This is a genomic window from Sphingomonas insulae (assembly GCF_010450875.1).
Classification (GTDB): Bacteria; Pseudomonadota; Alphaproteobacteria; order Sphingomonadales; family Sphingomonadaceae; genus Sphingomonas; species Sphingomonas insulae.
In genome coordinates this window covers 1,418,960-1,437,229 of sequence record NZ_CP048422.1, presented here as the reverse complement: position 1 = coordinate 1,437,229, position 18,270 = coordinate 1,418,960, and the positions used below count along the sequence as shown (strand labels likewise).

General features: G+C 69.1%; 17 protein-coding genes. 10 read left to right on the top strand and 7 right to left on the bottom strand.

Annotated features, from left to right (window positions below):
* Positions 1-5 precede the first annotated feature (5 nt).
* Genes GTH33_RS08345 through GTH33_RS08335 form a run of 3 tightly spaced genes read left to right on the top strand, consistent with a single transcriptional unit; the run spans position 6 to position 2,099 of the window.
* Entirely contained in the window at positions 6-902 is an 897-nt protein-coding gene (locus GTH33_RS08345; RefSeq protein WP_163958022.1) for a TPM domain-containing protein, read from the top strand.
* A gap of 1 nt (position 903) precedes the next feature.
* Positions 904-1,575 carry a TPM domain-containing protein gene (locus GTH33_RS08340; protein WP_163958021.1) on the top strand — a complete coding sequence of 224 codons (672 nt, stop codon included), beginning with the start codon at positions 904-906 and terminating at the stop codon, positions 1,573-1,575.
* Positions 1,572-2,099, top strand: a complete 528-nt coding sequence (locus tag GTH33_RS08335) for an NUDIX hydrolase (protein ID WP_163958020.1) — start codon at positions 1,572-1,574, stop codon at positions 2,097-2,099. Before GTH33_RS08340 ends, GTH33_RS08335 begins: the two co-directional genes overlap by 4 nt.
* 245 nt (positions 2,100-2,344) lie before the next feature.
* Here GTH33_RS08335 and GTH33_RS08330 read toward each other — a convergent pair whose 3' ends face one another.
* Positions 2,345-2,626, bottom strand: coding sequence for an ETC complex I subunit (locus GTH33_RS08330; RefSeq protein WP_163958019.1), 282 nt, complete (start codon positions 2,624-2,626; stop codon positions 2,345-2,347).
* Between the two features lie 11 nt (positions 2,627-2,637).
* Complete coding sequence (gene hrpB, locus GTH33_RS08325) at positions 2,638-5,085, bottom strand: ATP-dependent helicase HrpB (protein ID WP_163958018.1); 2,448 nt, start codon at positions 5,083-5,085, stop codon at positions 2,638-2,640.
* Between the two features lie 87 nt (positions 5,086-5,172).
* Here hrpB and GTH33_RS08320 point away from each other — a divergent pair, with 87 nt between their 5' ends.
* Positions 5,173-5,484 carry a hypothetical protein gene (locus GTH33_RS08320; protein WP_163958017.1) on the top strand — a complete coding sequence of 104 codons (312 nt, stop codon included), beginning with the start codon at positions 5,173-5,175 and terminating at the stop codon, positions 5,482-5,484.
* A 7-nt stretch (positions 5,485-5,491) separates the two neighbouring features.
* Here the strand turns inward: GTH33_RS08320 and GTH33_RS08315 are convergent, their stop codons facing one another.
* The 4 genes from GTH33_RS08315 to GTH33_RS18460 are packed head-to-tail and all read right to left on the bottom strand — an operon-like array spanning position 5,492 to position 10,713.
* On the bottom strand, positions 5,492-6,274 hold the full coding sequence (locus tag GTH33_RS08315) for a hypothetical protein (RefSeq protein WP_163958016.1): 783 nt from the start codon (positions 6,272-6,274) through the stop codon (positions 5,492-5,494).
* Complete coding sequence (locus GTH33_RS08305; RefSeq protein ID WP_208404200.1) at positions 6,274-8,892, bottom strand: M1 family metallopeptidase; 2,619 nt, start codon at positions 8,890-8,892, stop codon at positions 6,274-6,276. The genes GTH33_RS08315 and GTH33_RS08305 overlap by 1 nt, the downstream gene beginning before the upstream one ends.
* A gap of 4 nt (positions 8,893-8,896) precedes the next feature.
* Positions 8,897-9,652, bottom strand: a complete 756-nt coding sequence (locus tag GTH33_RS18465) for a DUF885 domain-containing protein (protein ID WP_276508912.1) — start codon at positions 9,650-9,652, stop codon at positions 8,897-8,899.
* The gene (locus GTH33_RS18460; RefSeq protein WP_276508911.1) at positions 9,631-10,713 is read right to left on the bottom strand and encodes a DUF885 domain-containing protein; all 1,083 of its coding nucleotides are present in this window, start codon (positions 10,711-10,713) and stop codon (positions 9,631-9,633) included. The genes GTH33_RS18465 and GTH33_RS18460 overlap by 22 nt, the downstream gene beginning before the upstream one ends.
* Positions 10,714-10,849: 136 nt before the next feature.
* Here GTH33_RS18460 and GTH33_RS08295 point away from each other — a divergent pair, with 136 nt between their 5' ends.
* Positions 10,850-11,431, top strand: coding sequence for an ANTAR domain-containing response regulator (locus GTH33_RS08295; protein ID WP_163958014.1), 582 nt, complete (start codon positions 10,850-10,852; stop codon positions 11,429-11,431).
* Complete coding sequence (locus tag GTH33_RS08290) at positions 11,428-12,627, top strand: CmpA/NrtA family ABC transporter substrate-binding protein (protein WP_163958013.1); 1,200 nt, start codon at positions 11,428-11,430, stop codon at positions 12,625-12,627. Before GTH33_RS08295 ends, GTH33_RS08290 begins: the two co-directional genes overlap by 4 nt.
* Positions 12,628-12,795: 168 nt before the next feature.
* On the opposite strand, the gene GTH33_RS08285 is transcribed toward GTH33_RS08290, so the two are convergent.
* Positions 12,796-12,975 (bottom strand): hypothetical protein, encoded by a 180-nt coding sequence (locus GTH33_RS08285; protein ID WP_163958012.1) that lies wholly within the window; start codon positions 12,973-12,975, stop codon positions 12,796-12,798.
* A 19-nt stretch (positions 12,976-12,994) separates the two neighbouring features.
* Between GTH33_RS08285 and GTH33_RS08280 the strand changes: the two genes are divergently transcribed.
* Genes GTH33_RS08280 through nirD form a run of 4 tightly spaced genes read left to right on the top strand, consistent with a single transcriptional unit; the run spans position 12,995 to position 18,231 of the window.
* The gene (locus GTH33_RS08280; RefSeq protein WP_163958011.1) at positions 12,995-14,233 is read left to right on the top strand and encodes a nitrate/nitrite transporter; all 1,239 of its coding nucleotides are present in this window, start codon (positions 12,995-12,997) and stop codon (positions 14,231-14,233) included.
* Position 14,234: 1 nt separating this feature from the next.
* Positions 14,235-15,437, top strand: coding sequence for an alginate export family protein (locus GTH33_RS08275; protein ID WP_163958010.1), 1,203 nt, complete (start codon positions 14,235-14,237; stop codon positions 15,435-15,437).
* Complete coding sequence (nirB, locus tag GTH33_RS08270; RefSeq protein WP_163958009.1) at positions 15,434-17,896, top strand: nitrite reductase large subunit NirB; 2,463 nt, start codon at positions 15,434-15,436, stop codon at positions 17,894-17,896. The genes GTH33_RS08275 and nirB overlap by 4 nt, the downstream gene beginning before the upstream one ends.
* Positions 17,893-18,231: a nitrite reductase small subunit NirD gene (gene nirD, locus GTH33_RS08265; protein ID WP_163958008.1), complete on the top strand. Its 339-nt coding sequence runs from the start codon at positions 17,893-17,895 to the stop codon at positions 18,229-18,231. Before nirB ends, nirD begins: the two co-directional genes overlap by 4 nt.
* The last annotated feature ends 39 nt before the right edge of the window (positions 18,232-18,270 follow it).

Genomic DNA, 18,270 nt, shown 5'->3' with positions numbered 1-18,270 from the left:
CGGCGATGACGCTCGCCGCACGGGCGCTCGCCGGATGGCGGGCGGCGCTCCTGACGATGCTGGCGTGGACGATGGTCGCGCCGGCATCGGCGCAGACGTTTCCGAAGTTCACCGGGCTGGTGGTCGATGCCGCCAACGTCCTGCCGCCCGAAGCGGAAGCCGCGCTGACCGCGAAACTGGAGGCGTTGCAGAAGGACAGCAAGCGCCAGCTGGTGGTCGCGACGATCCCCGATTTGCAGGGCTATCCGATCGAGGAATACGGCTACAAGCTGGGTCGCGCCTGGGGCGTGGGGATGAAGGACGTCAATAACGGCGCCATCCTGTTCATCGCGCCGAACGAGCCGGCCGGTCGACGCGGACCACGTATCGAGGTGGGGCGTGGGCTGGAGCCGATCCTGACCGATGCCTTGTCCAGCGTCGTCATCAATCAGGACATGATGCCGCGCCTGAAGGCCGGCGACATTCCCGGTGCGATGACCGCCGGCACCGACGCACTCGCCCAGCAGCTGCGCGCCTCCCCCGAAGAGGCGCAGGCGCGGCTGGATGCGGCGACGAAGCAGTTCGATCAGGCGCACCGCCGATCGACCCCCGGTCGCAGCGGTGGCGGCGTGCCGTTCGGCCTGATCTTCTGGGCGGTGGTCCTGCTGTTCGTGCTGGTGCCGCTGTTCCGCAAGAAGAAACAGGCGGGCCCGTGGGGCACGCGCTATCGCAGCCACGACAGTGGCGCTTTGCCGATCGTGCTGTGGAGCATCGCCAACGAGATCGGCCGGTCATCGGGCGGTGGTGGCTGGGGCGGCGGGTCCGGCGGTGGCGGCGGCAGCGACGGCAGCTGGGGCGGCGGTGGCTTCACCGGCGGTGGTGGCGGCGATTTTGGAGGCGGTGGCGCCTCCGGGAGCTGGTGACATGCGGTTGACCGACGAGGATCGCACCCGCGTGGCGAGTGCGGTGGCGGCGGCCGAGCTGCATACCGCGGGCGAGATCGTCACGATCGTCGCGCGGCGATCGGACAAATATCACGATGTCGCGCTGCATTGGGCGGTGCTGGCGATGCTGTTTGTCCTCGCGCTGCTGGCATTGCGGCCGGATGCGGCGGTGTGGCTGCATGGCCTGGTCGCCGATCCATGGGACGGGGCGCCCGCCCCGGGCGGGCTGTTCACCGTGGCGCTGGTGCTGCTGGTCGTCGCCTTTCTGATCGTGCGGGCAATCCTGGCCTATATGCCGCTGCGGCTGGCGCTGACGCCGGGCAGCACCGAGGCGCGCCGCGTCCATGCGCGCGCGCTGGCGCTGTTCCGCGCGAGTGCGGAGGCACGGACGCGTGATGCGACCGGCGTGCTGCTCTATCTGTCGCTGGACGAGCACCGGGCGGAGATCATTGCCGATGCGGCGATCCATTCGCGCGTCGCGCCCGACGTGTGGGGCGCGGCGATGGCGGGGCTGATCGCGGCGACCCGCGACGGCCGGCCGGGGGACGGCATGGCCGAGGCGGTACGCCAGATCGGCATCGTCCTGGCCGAGCATTTTCCGCCCCGGATCGACGATACCAACGAATTGCCGGACCGGTTGATCGAATTATGACCATCGAAACGCCCTGGCAGGGCAAATATCTCTCCGTACGGACCGCAGGACCGTGGGAATATGCCGAGCGGGTCGGGTCGATCGCGGCCGCGGTGATCGTGGCGATCGATGCCCAGGGACAGCTGATCCTGGTCGAGCAGCATCGCGTGCCGCTGGGGCGGACGTGCCTGGAACTGCCCGCGGGACTGGTCGGCGACGAAAGCGCGGATGAAAGCGTCGCCGAGGCGGCGCGGCGCGAGCTGGAGGAGGAAACCGGCTATCACGCGACGATCGTCGAGGAGCGTGGCATATTCTATTCGTCGCCGGGCATGACGTCGGAATGCTTCACGCTGGTCGTGGCGACCGGCCTGACCCGCACCGGCGACGGCGGCGGCGACGCGCAGGAGAACATCACCGTGCACCGCGTACCATTGCGGGCGGTGGAAGGCTTCGTCGCGGAGAAGCGGCGGGCCGGCGTGGCGATCGATGCCAAGATGCTTTTGCTGCTGGGTGGCGGGATATTGGCGGAGCTTGCCGGGCGGTAACGACACGCACCGGTCGGCACGTGTCGGCCCCGTCCCTTTTCCCCGTAAGCGGGGGGATGGCACGGCGGACGCGGGGTGGCAGCGGGGCGGGCATTGCGCGCGATGACGCGACGGTCGCGCTGCCGCCGCGCGCGGGGTTCGACGGTCGGCCGATGCTCCACGCATGGATGCCCGGGACGAAGGTGCTTGCCCGACAGGTTCGAACCCGGCGCTGCCGCACGAAACGCCGTTACGCTGTTACCCGATCAGCGGAAATTGTCCGCATATGCCTGAAGCTTCAGCTTGCGCTCCGGCGCGGCGGTCAGCTCATAATCCAGACCCTGCGCCTCGCAATACGCGATCGCCGCCGCCTGCGTCGGGAAGCTCAGCTTCACCTGTTCGCGCGTATCGCCGCTGCCGGCCCAGCCGGTGAGCGGGTCGGGCTGCTTGGGTTCGGCGGGTTCGAATTCGAGCGCCCAGGTCTGGGTCCGGGCTTTGCCGGACTGCATCGCGTTCTTGGGGCGTTGGAAGATACGGGCGGTAGGCATAGTCGATCCCTCTAGCGTGTCCCGGACGCGCGCGCATCAGCCTTTTTGGTGCGCAACGTCGCGGATGCGGCGGCGGGATCGTCGGGCCAGGGATGGCGGGGGTAGCGCCCGCGCATCTCCTTGGCGACGGCGGTCCAGCTGCCTGCCCAGAACCCCGGCAGGTCGCGGGTCGTCTGGATCGGTCGACCGGCGGGCGAGGTCAGGCTGAGCACCAGTGGCATGCGATCGGAGCCGATGCAGGGATGCTCCGCCAGTCCGAACAAGGCCTGGACGCGCAATTCGACCCTCGGCCCGCCCTCCGCGGCGTAATCGATGGCGTGGGTGCTGCCCGCCGGACTGGTGAAATCGGCGGGCGCGAGCCGGTCGACCTGGCGCATCATGTCCCAGCCGATCACGCCGCGGATTGCCTCGGTCAGCATGCCCGGCGGGATCGCATCCAGGCGCCGCCGCCCCTCCAGCAACGGCGGCAGCCAATCGTCGAGCCCGTCCGCCAGCATCGCCGCGAGCGGCACGCCGGCATAGGTTGCGCGCGCGCGCAGCGCCTGCGCGCCCGTGCTCCACGGCAGCAGGGCGAGACCGTGGGTGCGCACCCCCTCCAGCAATGCCGCCGCTACCGCTGCGGGATCGGCATGCGCATCCGGCCCCGACGCCAGTCGCAACGCGCCGAGCCGGCGTTCGCGCAAGGTCGTGACGCCGCCGGTGGCGGGGTCGAAGTCGGCGGTGCGCCGTATCTCGATCCGGTTGCCGAACAGCCGCTCGATCGTGGTGAGATCGATCGGCGCCGCGGCGAGGATGCGCGCGCCCGATGCCGCACCCTGCGTATTGGCGACGGCAAGCCACTCGGCACGCGCCAGCGCGGTGGCGGGATCGAGGCGGAAGCCCCGTCCGCCGACCGACGCCCAATGTTCGCCGCCGGCGTCGCGCCGGCGGGCGATGCGGTCGGGAAAGGCGAGCGCGATCGGCACCTCGACCCCCTCGGCATCGGCGTCGGCCCCCTGCCCCGCGCCGGCCAGCCGCGCCCAGCGTTCGGCGAGCTTGCGGGCCGCAACCGCCTTGGTGCCGCGCTCGGCACGCCAGCGCCGCAGCCGCGTCTCGATATCGGCATCGCCGCCGCCGAGGCCGCGTTCGGACAGCAGCACCGCCACCTCCGCCGCGATCCGCCCCTGCCCGAGGTCGCCGGCGCGCAGCAGCATGTGGGCGAGCCGCGGCGGCATCGGCATCGCCGCGATACGGCGGCCGTGGCCGGTCGGTCGACCGTCCGCATCGACGGCGTCCAGCACAGCCAGCCGCTCGCGCGCCTCCGCCACCGCTGCCGGCGGCGGCGGATCGAGCCAGGCGAGATCGCGCGGATCGCCGACGCCCCACAGTGCCGCCGCCAGAACGAGGCCGGACAGATCCGCTTCCAATATCTCGGGCGGGTCGAAGCGCGGCAGGCCGCCGGTCGCCGCCTCTTCCCACAGGCGATAGGCGACGCCTGGCCCGAGCCGTGCCGCACGTCCGGCGCGCTGCGTCACCGCCGCCTGGCTGGCGCGTTCGGTGACCAGCCGCGTCATGCCTGCGGCACGATCGTAGCGCGGGCGGCGTGCCAGCCCAGAATCGACGACGATGCGGATGCCATCCAACGTCAGGCTGGTTTCGGCGATCGAGGTGGCGAGCACCAGCTTGCGCCGCCCGTCGGGTTCCGGCCGGATCGCGGCACGCTGTGCCGCCGGGTCGAGGCTGCCGTGCAGTTCGTGGACGACGATATCCTCGGGCAGGTTCGCCAGCCGCTCCGCCGTCCGCTCGATCTCGGCGACACCGGGCAGGAAGGCGAGAAGGCCGCCCTCCGCCTCCCCCAGCGCGCGCCGGATCGCGCTCGCCATCGCATCCTCGATCCGCGCGTCCGCCGAACGGCCGATATGGCGCAGGTCGAGTGGATAGCTGCGTCCCTCGCTCTCGATCACCGGCGCATCGCCCATGAGCGCCGCGAACCGCGCGCCGTCGAGCGTGGCCGACATCGCCACCAGCCGCAGATCGGGGCGGAGCGATCCTTGCGCGTCGAGCGCCATCGCGAGGCCGAAATCGCCGTCGAGGCTGCGTTCGTGGACCTCATCGAACAGCACCGCCGACACACCGCCGAGTTCGGGATCGGCCTGGATCCGCGCGACGAAGATCCCCTCGGTCACCACCGTCACCCGCGTCGCCGCCGACCGGCGGCTGTCCATGCGCGTCGCATAGCCATAGGTGCCGCCGATCGCCTGCCCCGCCAGTGCCGCCATCCGTTCCGCCGCCGCGCGCGCGGCAAGCCGGCGGGGCGACAGGACGAGCACTTCGCCGCTGCACCACGGTTGGTCGAGCAGCGCCGGCGCGACCGCGGTGGTCTTGCCCGCCCCCGGCGGCGCGACCAGCACGGCGTTGCTGCCCTGCACGAGGGCGGCGAGCAGATCGGGCAGGACGGCGAGGATCGGCAGGTCGGTCACGGCGCGTCGCCTGTGCCACGGATCGCCGCGCGACGCGACAGGCGCGGTCTGCTATGCAGGCGCGACATCACACGAAGGAGATCGACGATGGGTCTGTTGGACGGCATCCTCGGCCAGGTGGCCGGCAATCCCGAGATCGCCAACCTCGCCGGGAAGATCGGCCTGTCGCCCGAACAGGTCGCCGCCGCGATCTCCGCGCTGGGCGTCGCCCATACGCAGCCCGGCGATACGGTCGCGGGCGCAGCCGAATCGACGGGCCTGTCGCCGGATGCGTTGCAGCAGATCCTCGGCCATCTGGGCGGCGAAGGCGCGCTCGGCAATCTGGGCGCCATGCTGGGCGGCGGCGACAACGCCGGCGGCCTGGGCGGAATGCTCGGCGGCCTGTTCGGCAAATCCTGACGACAGGCTAGGAACACCGTCGGCGGGCGGGACGATCACCGGGCAGCGCGCTGAGCACCACCTGCGATCCCGCCCGGTCGATCGACCATAGCCGGCGGTGGTCGGCACCGTCCCAGCCGATCGCCTGCCCGCCGGTGGGCGTGGCGATCGTTTCGACCAGATCGAGCGTGTCGCCCGCACATGGCGTTCGCAGCACATAGAGTTCCGGCCGGTCGTGTCCGGTGACGTAGAGCAGGCCGTCGTCGCCCCAAATGCCGCCGGACGTGCTGCGCGGGGCAAAGCGATCGAGCACCGCCGCGGGGAAGCGCCAGCGGCGGCGCTCCACGAACGATGCCGTGTATTCGACCAGCACCGTCGCACGGTGATCGCGGCCGGCCGTTCCGCCGCGACCGTCGTAATTGGCGAACCCCGCCCACCACGCGCCGCCATGCCGGTCGAGCCAGGTCAGCGATCCTGCCCCCACCCCGAGATCGCGTTCGCGCTCGAGCCGCATGGTGACGCGGTCGAACCACAGCACCTGGCTGCGCATCGGCGTATCCGGATAGTTGGATGCCGCGCAGACCAGCGCGCGGCCATGCACGATGCAGCTGTTGACGTGCTTGTAGCGCAGCGGATCGCCGCGCCAGGCCGCCCGGATGCGGCCGTCGCGCTTGTTGATCCGGGTGATCGCGCTGTTGGCGATCGCATAGACCGCATCCGCATCCGCGACGGCGCCCTGATGCGCATCGGGCGATGCGATGCGCATCAGTTCGATCGCAGCGATCCGCGCGAGGATGAGGGGTGCCGGCATCAGGCGGGAGTGCGGCGGATCGCCACGGTGCGTTCCAGCTCGTCGCGCGCCAGCAGCACTTTGCGGCGGACGTCGACCGGCAAGGTCGGCTGGCCGGCGAGAAAGGCGTCGACGATGGCCAGCGCCTCTGCACTCACCTGGCCACCGATGAAGGCGTCGATCCATGCGGGCAGGAAGAAGATGCGGCGATTTTGGCGAATCCACAGCAGCCGATCGAGCGCCGGCCGCAGGAAACCGATGGTCAGCGTCGCCTGCGCATCCGCATTGAACGCGGTGAGGCTTTCGCTCGCCCACGCCTCGTTAAGCGTGGTGTCGTCGAAATAGCGTTTGAAATAGGCGCTCTTTACCGCCGCGCTCGGTGTCGCCGCGGCGGTGACGAACGCATCCTTCGCCGCTTCGGTCGAGGTATCTCGCTGGCGTTCGGCGGCGAACAGCGCCGCGGCGTCGGGTGCGTCGATCGTCACCAGCCGGCGCACGATCGCCCAGCGGGTCGGCTGGCGGATGGGGTCGTTCGCCAGCGTCGCCCGCCCGGCCAGCAGCGCGCGTAGCCGGTCGAGCGCCAGCGGCGTGCGCGCGGTTGCGATCAACCGGTCGAGCGCGTCCTTGCGCAACCCATAACCGAGCGAGGTATCGTCGATGCGCGCGAGCAGCGCCGCTTCCCAGCGGGTGCGCAGCGGTGCCGACCGCGCCTCGGTCAGATAGGTGTCGAGCGCGGTCGCGCCCCGCGACAGGATGGTGCGCGATATCTGTTCGTCGCGCTCACCGGCCAGTTCGCGCAACAGCACGGCCAGATAGCGTTCGGGCGACAGCCGCAGGTCGCGCACCACGTCCCACAAGGCGCTCCACAGCAGCGCGCGGAGCAGGCTGTCGCGAACGGTGCCGACCTTTTCGGCGATCCATGCGACCGTGCGCGGATCGGGCATGAACAGGCCATAGCCCTGGTCGGCGTCGTTCGCCCAGACATAGTCGGGCGCCGGCAACCCCACGGCCGCCGCGACACGCGCCGTCGCCCCGTCGAAGCGGGCGTCGACCACCACGTCATCGCGATCGCGATAGCCGAGGCGGACGCGGACCTTCATCGGCCATGTTCCGCCGGGATCGCCGGGCAGCGTACGCGCCGGTTGCTGGACAAGGTCGAGCGCGGCGATCGTGCCGCCGTCGAGGCGCAGGCGCGTGTCGATCCGCGGCAGGCCGGCGCGCAGCACATATTGCCGTCCGAACTGCGCCAGATCGACGCCCGACGCCTCGCCGATGGCGCCGAGCAAATCCTGCCACGTCGCATTGGCATAGCCATGGCGGGTAAGAAACAGGTTGAGCCCGCGGCGGAAACCATCCTCCCCGACGTAGAACGCCAATTGTTTGATGACCGCCGGCGCCTTGTTGTAGACGATCGGTCCGTAATTGCTCTTGGCGGCGTCAAGATTGTCGAGCGCCTGCCACAGGGGGGCGGTGCCGCTGGTCGCATCGGCGCGATAGGCGGGGGTCTTGATCGACAGCAGGAACGTCGTCCATGCGTTGCTGTCCGGCTGCAGATCGGCCTGGATACGCGCCGCCATGAAGGTGCTGAAACCCTCCTTCAGCCACAGATCGTCGAACCAGCGCATCGTCACGAAATCGCCGAACCACTGGTGGCTGATCTCGTGATAGATGGTCTGGTCGCGCGACAATCGTTGCGGCAGCGTCGGCGGTTCGCGGAAGACGAACCGGTCCTCGTTGTAGAAGACCGCGCCGACATGCTCCATCCCGCCGAACGGGAAGGCGGGCGCGAGCACCAGATCGAGCTTGGCGAAGGGGAACGGCACGTCGAACCAGTCGGCGAGCCAGCGCACCGCGGCGCGGTTGGTGGCCAGTTGCACGTCCGCGTCGACTTCGCGTGCGCGCAAGCGGCGGGCATAGAGCGTGATCGGCCGTTCACCGGCGGGGGCCGAGGTGGTGCCGACCCACGGCCCGGCGGCGAAGGCGGCAAGGTAGGTGGAGATCGGCGCCGTTTCCGCGAATCGCCAGCGCACCGTTGCGCCCACCGGCTCGCGCGCCTCCACCGGCCCGTTGGCGATGACCGTCCAGTCGGCCGGCGTGGTCAGCCGCCAGCGGAATTTCGCCTTCAGGTCCGGCTGGTCGAAACAGGGGAACAGCAGATTGGCGTCTGACGGGACGAGCAGGGTGTAGAGGTAGACGCCGCCATCGGCGGGATCGCGGAAGCGGATGATCGCCGCGCCCGCCGCCGCGATCGGCGTCTCGAACCGGGCGGAAAGCAGGTTGGCGCCGGTCTTCAGCACGCTGGCCGGCAGCACCAGATGACCATCGCGCCGCGTCGCCACCGATATCGGCGTGCCGTTCGCGACCAGCGCCGCCAGCATCGTGCCCCGGAAATCGAGGATGAGGTCGCCGCCGTCATGGCGGTCGAACCGGATCGCCACCTCGCCGATGGCGCGATCCGCCGCGGTCAGGTCGAGCGTGATATCGTAGCGCAGATCAGCGATCTGCCTTGCGCGCCGGATCGCGAGGGCATGCGCGATGCCCGGCTGGACCAGCGGATCGGCCGCCGCCGCAGCCGCCGGCGGCCAGCCGACGACGGGAAGGACGACGGCCCCCTTCAACAGGTCGCGACGATCGGGCATCCGCTTATTGCCGGTGCGCGGCGATGTAGCGACCGACCTGTTCGTCGAGCACGTCGAGCGGCAACGCGCCCTGGTCCAGCACCGCTTCGTGGAAGTCGCGGATGTCGAAGCGCGGCCCCAGTTCGCGTTCGGCGCGAGCGCGCAATTCGGCGATCTTCAACTGCCCGACCATGTAGCTGGTCGCCTGCCCCGGCCAGTTGAAATAACGGTCCACCTCGCGCGCGATGTCGGTGTCCGAAACCGAACTGTTCGCCCGGAAATAGGCGATCGCCTGTTCGCGGGTCCAGCGCTTCGAATGAATGCCGGTGTCGAGCACCAGCCGGATCGCCCGCCACACCTGCAACGACAACATACCGAACCGGGCATAGGGGTCCTTGTAGATGCCCATTTCGTTGGCAAGCCGCTCCGAATACAGGCCCCATCCCTCGACATAGGCACCATAGCCGCCGAACTTGCGGAATTTCGGGATGCCGACCAGCTCCTGCTGGCGCGCGATCTGGAAATGGTGGCCGGGCGCCCCCTCGTGCGCGGCGATGCCGGCGACCTGCACCTTCTGCGTCTGGTTCATGTCGACCAAGTTGACGTAATAGATGCCCGGCCGCGATCCGTCCGCCGACGGCGGATTGTAGAAGGCGGTCGAAGCCGTCTTCTCGCGCCATTTCTCGACCGCGCGCACCTCCAGCGGCGCTTTGGGCAGCACCCGGAAATAGCGGGGCGCTGCGGTCATCACCGACGCGATCACGCCGCGCGCATCGCCCAGATACTGCTCGCGCCCCCCGCCGTGTTCGGATATTTGAACTGCGGATCGGTGCGGACCTTGTCGAAGAACTGCTCCAGCGTGCCGGTAAAGCCGACCTCGCGCTTTATCGCTTCCATCTCCTGCCGGATCGCCGCGACCTGGCGCAGGCCGAGCGCGTGGATCTGGTCCGCGGTCAGATCGGTGGTGGTCGCGCTCTTCAACCGGTCGGCGTAGAAGGCGGCACCGTTCGGCAGGCTCCAAGCGCCGAAATTGCCCTTCGACAGCGGCTCGATCGCGTCCAGCGTCGCGAACAGCATGTCATAGCCACGACGGAACGGCCCGGTCAGTGCCGCACGCGCGTCCTCAAGCAGCGTGGCCTGCGTCGCGGCGGGCAGGTGCAGGGCCGTCACCTTCTTGCGGAAATCGGCCATCACGGTCGAATCCGCGCCGGCGTCGAACGGCACGCCGGTGACGACCGCGCGGGCATCGGCGCGCGCGGGGGCGAAATTCACCTTGTTGGGGATGATCCCCGCCGCCGCCTGTTCGCGCATCGTCGTCGTGACTTCGCGCATGACGCGTTCGGTATCGCGCAGCCGGGCGATATAGGCCCGTGCGTCGGCGAGTGTATCGACCTTGTGGTTGTTGATGAGCAGCACGGGAATGTCGCCCGCCGGGCTGCCGTTGGTCGACACCGGAAAGCGCAGCTTGCGGAACGGCAGCGACTGGCGGCCCCGCTCCACCTCATATTCGAACAGGCGGAAGCTGACGCGGGCGCTCTCGCCCAATTGCTCGGGTGGGAAGCGGGCACGCATCGCCTTCAGCTGACGCTCGCTCAACGCCTGCGCGCGGATTGCGGCGGCGTCGGTGTAATCGTCGAGCCGGTCGTAGTGCGTCTTGAAACCGAGCTGCGTCAGCGATTCCGGGCTGAGATCGAGCTGCCTGTCATAGGCCTCGTCCAGGAACTTCAGCAACGCGGCGTCCTGCGCGGTGGTCGACGCGGCCGGACCAGGGGCGGGCAACGGCGCACTCGCCTGGACGATCGGCGATGCCGACAGCAGCATTAGGGCAAGGACGATACGCATAGGCTTTCCTGTCATTGCGCACTTGTTGCCCGCAACGCCGCCCGGCGCAATCGCACAGGCTGCGTTTTCCAATGTCGTGCAAGCCGCTTACCGGTCCGGAATGGCAATGTGCTGCGGGGCAGCATAGGATCGGCCCATGCGGATCGCGATCATCGACACCAGCCGGACGCGCGCCGCGATCATCTTTGAGGGCCTGCGCGATGCGGCCCTGGGCGATCTGGTGCTGATCGATCCCGGCGGGCCGATGCTGGCGCAGCTGGAGGCGGCGCGGCCCGAGGTGGTGCTGGTCAACCTGGAGAACCCGAGCCGCGACGTGCTGGAGGATTTCTTCGCGATGAGCCGCGCGCTGGCCCGACCGATCGCAATGTTCGTCGACCAGAGCGATGCCGAATCGACGGCGGCGGCGGTCGATGCCGGCGTGTCCGCCTATATTGTCGACGGCCTCGCCCGGCAGCGGATCAAGCCGGTGCTCGACCTCGCCATCCGCCGGTTCCAGGCCTTTGCCCGGTTGCAGGCCGAACTGGCCGAGGCGAAGAGCGCGCTGGCCGACCGGCAGGCGATCGACCGGGCCAAGGCGATCCTGATGCGTCGCCGCCACCTCGACGAACCCGCCGCCTATGCGCTGTTGCGCAGCCATGCGATGCAATCGAACCGCCGCATCGCCGAGATCGCCGAGGCGATCGTCACCAGCGATGCGCTGATGGGAGACCTGCCGTGACGCTCCCCCTCTTCCGCATCGGATTCCTGCCGCTGGTCGACGCCGCACTGCCGATCCTTGCGAAGGAACAGGGCTTTGCCGCCAGCGAAGGCGTCGCCATCGACCTCGTCCGCGACCTCACCTGGGCGACGGTGCGCGACCGGTTGCTGTACGGCCATACCGATGCCGCGCACATGGTCGCGCCGCTGGCGATCGCGACGACGCTGGGGCGCGGGCGGCCCGCAGTGCCGCTGGCCGTCCCCTTCGTGCTGGGACTGAACGGCAATGCCGTGACGCTGTCGACCGCGCTTGCCGAGACGGTAGGACTGGGCGACGGGCTGGCCGATCCGGTCAGGCTGGGCGAGAGACTGCGCGCCGTGGTCGCCACCGGGCGACGTTTGCGGTTCGGCGTGGTGCATCGCTATTCGAGCCACAATTACATGCTGCGCTATTGGCTGGCGGCCGTCGGCGTGCGTCCCGATCTGGACGTCGAGATCGTCGTCACCAGCCCGCCGTTCGCCGCCGATGCGCTGGCGGCCGGCGAGGTCGACGGGATCTGCGTCGGCGAACCTTGGAACAGCATCGCCGTGGATCGCGGCGTCGGCCGGATCGCTCTGGTGACCGCCCAGATCTGGCGGCGCGGCGTCGAAAAGGTGCTGGCGATGCGCGCCGACGCCGCCGCCGAGCGCGGCGAGGAGGTCGCGGCATTGCTGCGGGCGCTGCACCGCGCCGCCGCGCATTTCGTCGCGCCGGACACGGCGGAGGACAGCGCGGCGATCCTGTCGCGCCGGGAATATTGCGATGCGCCGGCCGCGACGATCCTGCGCGCGATCACCGACCGGGTGCGATTGGCACGCGATGGCGCGGCGCTGCACATCCCCGACTTCATGTTCCAGTATCGCGAGGCGGCGAACTTCCCGTGGCGCAGCCAGGCGGCCTGGCTCTATTCGCAGATGACGCGATGGGACGGTACGCCGTTTGCGGAAGAGGAGGCGAAGGCGGCGGAGGGCGTGTTCCGCCCCGACCTGTACCGGGCCGCGCTGGCCGGATCGTCGGCGACGCTGCCCGGCGCCAGTTCGAAGATGGAAGGGTCGATCGGTTCGGCGACCGGGGTCGGGGCGACACAGGGGCGGCTGATCCTCGGCAGCGACCGCTTCTTCGACGGGCGCGCCTTCGACCCGGACGAGATACCGGCCTATCTGCGGGGGCTGGACTAACCTCCATTCCCTTCCACCCCGCCGCCGCCACCCCACCCGCCATCCCGGCGTTCGCGGGATGACGGGCAGAGGCGTCCGGCAGTCGCATTGTCCTTGAGAGGACCATCCACGACCACCACCGGTCCAGTTTGCTGCATGTGCGAAACCCCCTTGCACTTACCCCGCGAATCAGGCAGCTTCCTGATCGTCGGGCGATGACGCCGGACACGAAATAGACGGCGACACCATCCAACGAAGGGCGGTGGCGACGACATGGGGATTGGCGAGCGCCCTCCCCTTGAACGGCAACGAAGCCGCCAGGATGCAGCCAGCAATGGCCGCCGTCCTGGCGGCTTTTTCTTTGTCCATCGCAGATGGGGGACGGCACATGGCCACGGCAATCTGGCAAGACGATCGAACGAGCGACAAGACCGGCTTCTGGGCGAGCGGCCATACGCCGACGCTGATCGCCGCATTCCTGTATTTCGACCTTGCCTTCATGGTGTGGGTGCTGCTGGGGCCACTGGCGCCGGAGATCGCCAAGACGCTGGCACTGACGCCGGCGGAAAAGGGGCTGATGGTCGCGACCCCGACTCTGGCGGGCGCGATCCTGCGCGTCGTCAACGGCCTGCTCGTCGATCGCATCGGGCCGAAGAAAGCGGGCGCGATCAGCCAGATCATCGTCATCGCCGGGTTGTTCAGCGCCTGGGCAATGGGTGTGAACAGCTTTGCGGGCACGCTGGCGCTGGGAGTGATACTGGGGTTCGCCGGCGCCAGCTTCGCGATCGCACTGCCGCTCGCCAGCCGCTGGTATCCGCCGCAGCATCAGGGCAAGGCGATGGGCCTCGCCGGCATGGGCAATTCCGGAACGGTGCTTGCCGCGCTGTTCGCGCCAGCGCTCGCCAAGCTGTTCGGCTGGAATGCGGTGCTCGGCCTTGCCTGCATTCCGCTGGCGCTGGTGTTCGTCGCTTACATGCTGCTGGCAAAGGACGCACCGAACGCGCCCGCGCCCAAGAGCTTCGGCCAGTATCTGACGCCCTTGAAAAGTGCCGATGCATGGTGGCTGATGGGCTTTTACGCGGTGACCTTCGGCGGTTTCGTGGGGCTGGCCGCCAGCCTGCCGATCTATTTCACCGACCGGTTCGGGCTGACGACGATCCAGGCCGGCTATTGCACCGCGGCCTGTGTGTTCGCCGGATCGCTGGTGCGGCCGATGGGCGGCGCGCTGGCCGATGCCGTCGGCGGGGTGAAGGCGCTGACCGGGGTGTTCGTCGTCGCCGCGCTCGCCCTCGCCGGCGTCGGCATGGCGACGAGCGTGCAATCGGCGCTGGCGCTGTTCGTCTGCGCGATGCTGGCGCTCGGCACCGGCAACGGCGCGGTATTCCAGCTGGTGCCGCAGCGCTTCGCCGCCGAAATCGGCGTGATGACCGGGCTGGTCGGTTTCGCCGGTGGCATCGGCGGCTTCTACCTCGCCTCGTCGCTGGGCGTCGCCAAGCAGCTGACGGGCAGCTTTTCGTCAGGCTTCCTGATCTTTGCCGGCCTCGCGCTGGTCGCTCTCGCCGGACTGACGCTAGTGAAGCGCGGATGGCGTGCGCGCTGGGGCGCCGCCGGTATGGTTCGGATCTGACATGCGCTTTGCCACCGCCCTTCCCCTCCTCTCGATCGCCTGCACGGCACCTGCCGCGGCGCAGACGCTGACCCCGCTCGCCGATGCGCGGCTGCGCTACGAACATGTCGACCAGGACGGCCTGCCCGATCGCGCGGATGCGGTCGTCGCGCGCATCCGCGCCGGGGTACAGGCCCGCCAGGGCGCCTGGTCGGCACTGGTCGAGGCGCAGGGCAATCTTGCGATCGTCGATGATTATTACGATGGCCTGCACGGGGCGGCGAACCTCCGCCCGCAGGTCGGCGATCCGCAGAATATCGCGCTGTACCGTGCGCAGCTGCAATATCGCACCGCGCCGTTGACCGTCACCGCGGGCCGGCAGCGGATCGCGATCGACGACGAACGTTTCGTCGGCAATGCCGCGTTTCGCAACAATGCCCAGACCTTCGATGCGGTGCGGGCCGAAGTGGTGCCGGCCAAGGGCGTGAAGGCCGACGTGACCTATGCCTGGGGCGTCCGCACGATCTGGGGCATCGATGGCGCCGGCGCGCGGCAACAGGCGGTGGGCGGCGACAATGTCTTTGCGACGCTCGGCTGGGCGTCGCCGATCGGCACGCTGACCGGCTTCGCCTATCTGGTCGACCAGGACGAGGCGCCGGTGCAGGGCTATCGCCTGTCGAGCCAAAGCTATGGCGTGCGGCTGTCGGGGTCGCGCACGTTCGGCAGGACCAGCGTCGCTTGGCAGGCCAGCCACGCCCGCCAGTCCGACTATCACCGCAACCCCAACGATTATCGCGCCGATTACTGGCTCGCCGATGTCGCGGTCGATCTCGCCGGGCCGAAGTTGGGCGCCGGCTATGAAGTGCTCGGCGCCGATCGCGGCACCGCGCTCACCAGCTTCCAGACCCCGCTGTCGTCGGTGTTCAAATTCCAGGGATGGGCGGACAAGTTCACCACCACGCCGCCCGACGGCGTCCGCGACCTGTACGCCAGCGCCGGCTGGGGATGGAAGCAGCTCGGCACGCTGAAAAACGTGTCGTTCCAGGCGATCTACCATCGCTTCGAGAGCGACCGGCTGATCCGCCATTACGGCAACGAGGTCGACCTGCTCGCGCAGGCCAGGATCGGCCGCACCACCGCAGCGCTCCGCTATGCCGATTACCGCGCCGACCGCTTCGCCACCGATACCCGCAAACTCTGGCTCCAACTGGACTGGACGATATGACGCAACCACAGGAACACCTCGTCGTCATCGGCAACGGCATGGCCGGCTGCCGTGCGGTGGAGGAGCTGATCGCGCGCGACCCCGCCCGCTATCGCGTGACGATCTTCGGTGCCGAACCGCATGTGAACTACAACCGGATCATGCTGTCGCCGGTGCTGGCTGGCGAAAAGACGTTCGAACAGATCGTCATCAACGATGCCGCCTGGTATGCCGACAACGGCATCGAACTGGTGTCGGGCGATCCGGTACGGGCGATCGACCGCGCGGCCCGGACGGTGACGGCGCGCTCCGGTCGCACCGTCGGCTATGACCGGCTGCTGATCGCCACCGGCTCCGACCCGTTCATCATCCCGGTGCCGGGCAAGGACCTACCCGGCGTCATCAGCTTCCGCGACATGGCCGACGTCGACCACATGCTCGCCGCCGCCGATGCGGGCGGCGATGCGGTGGTGATCGGCGGCGGGCTGCTGGGGCTGGAGGCGGCACACGGCCTGACGCTGCGCGGCATGAAGGTGACCGTCATTCACCTGATGCCAACGCTGATGGAACGGCAGCTGGACGAGGCGGCGGGCTGGCTGCTGAAACAGGCGCTGGAGGCGCGCGGTCAAACCATCCTGACCGAAGCGCACACGGCCGGCATCGTCGGCGACGGCAGGGTCGAGGGCGTGGCGCTGAAGGACGGTACGGTCATCCCCGCCAGCCTGGTGGTGATGGCGGTCGGCATCCGCCCTTCGGTCGCGCTGGCGCGCGATGCCGGGCTGGCGATCGGCCGCGGCATCAAGGTCGACGACCACATGGTCACCAGCGACCCCGCGATCCTGGCGGTCGGCGAATGCGTCGAACATGACGGCAACGTCTATGGCCTGGTCGCACCCCTGTGGGACATGTGCCGCGCCCTGGCCGACGGGCTGGTCGGGCGGCACAGCGGCTATCGCGGATCGGTGACGTCGACCAAGCTGAAGGTCGCCGGCCTGGACGTGTTTTCGGCGGGCGACTTTTCCGGCGGCGACGGCGCGGAAGACATCGTGCTGCGCGATGCCAGCCGCGGCGTCTACAAGCGGGTCGTCGTGCGCGGCGACAAGGTGGTCGGCGCCGTGCTGTACGGTGACACCACCGACGGCGGCTGGTATTTCGACCTGTTGAAGCGCGGCGAGGATGTCGCGCCGATCCGCGACATGCTGATCTTCGGCCAGTCCTTCGCCTCGGGAGGGGGCGCGGCGGACCCTAAGGCCGCCGTTGCGGCGCTTTCCGACACGGCGGAAATCTGCGGCTGCAACGGCGTCACCAAGGGGCAGGTCGTCGGCTGCATCGCCAAGGGCGCGCACAGCCTCGATGCGGTGCGGACCACCTGCAAGGCGTCGGCCAGCTGCGGCTCGTGCACCGGCCTGGTCGAGACGCTGCTGGCGCTGACACTCGGCGACGAGGTGCAGGCCGGACCCAAGACGATGTGCAAATGCACCAGCTTCGGCCATGACGATGTCCGGCGCGAGATCGTCGCGCAGGGCATGCGATCGATCCCCGAGGTCATGCAGAAGCTGCACTGGTCGACGCCGGACGGGTGTTCGTCGTGCCGCCCGGCGCTCAACTATTATCTGCTCTGCGCACTGCCCGGCGACTATAAGGACGACCAGCAGAGCCGCTTCGTCAACGAACGCATGCACGCCAACATCCAGAAGGACGGCACCTATTCGGTCGTGCCGCGGATGTGGGGCGGCCTGACCAGCCCCAGGGAATTGCGCGCGATCGCCGACGTGGTCGAGAAATTCGATGCGCCGATGGTCAAGGTGACCGGCGGCCAGCGGCTCGACATCTTCGGCATCAAGAAAGAGGATCTGCCCGCGGTCTGGGCCGACCTCAACGCCGCCGGCATGGTCAGCGGGCATGCCTATGGCAAGTCGCTGCGCACGGTGAAGACCTGCGTCGGCAGCGAATGGTGCCGCTTCGGTACGCAGGATTCGACCGGCCTCGGCGTCAAGATCGAACGGATGACCTGGGGCAGCTGGATGCCGCACAAGTTCAAGATCGCCGTATCCGGTTGCCCGCGCAATTGCGCCGAGGCGACGATCAAGGATTTCGGCGTGGTCTGCGTCGACAGCGGCTACGAATTGCACGTCGGCGGCAACGGCGGCATCAAGGTGCGCGCCACCGACTTCCTGTGCAAGGTCGCGACCGAGGCAGAGGCGATGCATCATTGCGCCGCCTTCATCCAATTGTACCGCGAACAGGCGCGGTATCTGGAACGCACCGCCCCGTGGATCGAGCGGGTCGGCGTCGCATACATCCGCGAACGGATCGCCGACGATGCCGAAGGGCGCGACGCGCTTGCCGAGCGCTTCCTGTTCTCGCAACGCTTCATGCAGGACGATCCGTGGGCCGCGCGTGCCGGCGGCGAGGAGCGCGAACAGCACGCGCCGATGGCCGTCTTCACGCCTCTCGACAACGTGAGGGAAATGGCATGACCGGCGAATGGCTCGATATCGGCTGGGTCGATGAAATCCCCGTGCGGGGCAGCCGGACGGTACAGGTCACCGGCGGCGACGACATCGCGCTGTTCCGCACCGGCGAGGGCAAGGTCTTCGCCCTGCTCGACCGCTGCCCGCACAAGCATGGCCGGCTGTCGCAGGGCATCGTCCACGGCGGCGCGGTCGCCTGTCCGCTGCACAATTGGCGTATCTCGCTGACGACCGGAGAGGCGCTGGGCGGGGACAAGGGCTGCACGCCCGTCATCCCGGTCAAGATCACCGGCGGCCGCGTCCTGATCTGCCGCACCGGCGCCTTGCAGGCGGCGGCGTGACGGGCGCCCTGCTCCTCCTCGGCATGGAAAGGACTGCCG

Bases quoted from the DNA above. Each gene is read 5' to 3' on its own strand.
- GTH33_RS08345 (WP_163958022.1), top strand. From the start codon at position 6: ATGACGCTCGCCGCACGGGCGCTCGCCGGATGGCGGGCGGCGCTCCTG.
- GTH33_RS08340 (WP_163958021.1), top strand. From the start codon at position 904: ATGCGGTTGACCGACGAGGATCGCACCCGCGTGGCGAGTGCGGTGGCG.
- GTH33_RS08335 (WP_163958020.1), top strand. From the start codon at position 1,572: ATGACCATCGAAACGCCCTGGCAGGGCAAATATCTCTCCGTACGGACC.
- GTH33_RS08330 (WP_163958019.1), bottom strand. From the start codon at position 2,626: ATGCCTACCGCCCGTATCTTCCAACGCCCCAAGAACGCGATGCAGTCC.
- GTH33_RS08320 (WP_163958017.1), top strand. From the start codon at position 5,173: ATGGGTCTGTTGGACGGCATCCTCGGCCAGGTGGCCGGCAATCCCGAG.
- GTH33_RS08315 (WP_163958016.1), bottom strand. From the start codon at position 6,274: ATGCCGGCACCCCTCATCCTCGCGCGGATCGCTGCGATCGAACTGATG.
- GTH33_RS08305 (WP_208404200.1), bottom strand. From the start codon at position 8,892: ATGCCCGATCGTCGCGACCTGTTGAAGGGGGCCGTCGTCCTTCCCGTC.
- GTH33_RS18460 (WP_276508911.1), bottom strand. From the start codon at position 10,713: ATGCGTATCGTCCTTGCCCTAATGCTGCTGTCGGCATCGCCGATCGTC.
- GTH33_RS08295 (WP_163958014.1), top strand. From the start codon at position 10,850: ATGCGGATCGCGATCATCGACACCAGCCGGACGCGCGCCGCGATCATC.
- GTH33_RS08285 (WP_163958012.1), bottom strand. From the start codon at position 12,975: ATGGACAAAGAAAAAGCCGCCAGGACGGCGGCCATTGCTGGCTGCATC.
- GTH33_RS08280 (WP_163958011.1), top strand. From the start codon at position 12,995: ATGGCCACGGCAATCTGGCAAGACGATCGAACGAGCGACAAGACCGGC.
- GTH33_RS08275 (WP_163958010.1), top strand. From the start codon at position 14,235: ATGCGCTTTGCCACCGCCCTTCCCCTCCTCTCGATCGCCTGCACGGCA.
- nirB (WP_163958009.1), top strand. From the start codon at position 15,434: ATGACGCAACCACAGGAACACCTCGTCGTCATCGGCAACGGCATGGCC.
- nirD (WP_163958008.1), top strand. From the start codon at position 17,893: ATGACCGGCGAATGGCTCGATATCGGCTGGGTCGATGAAATCCCCGTG.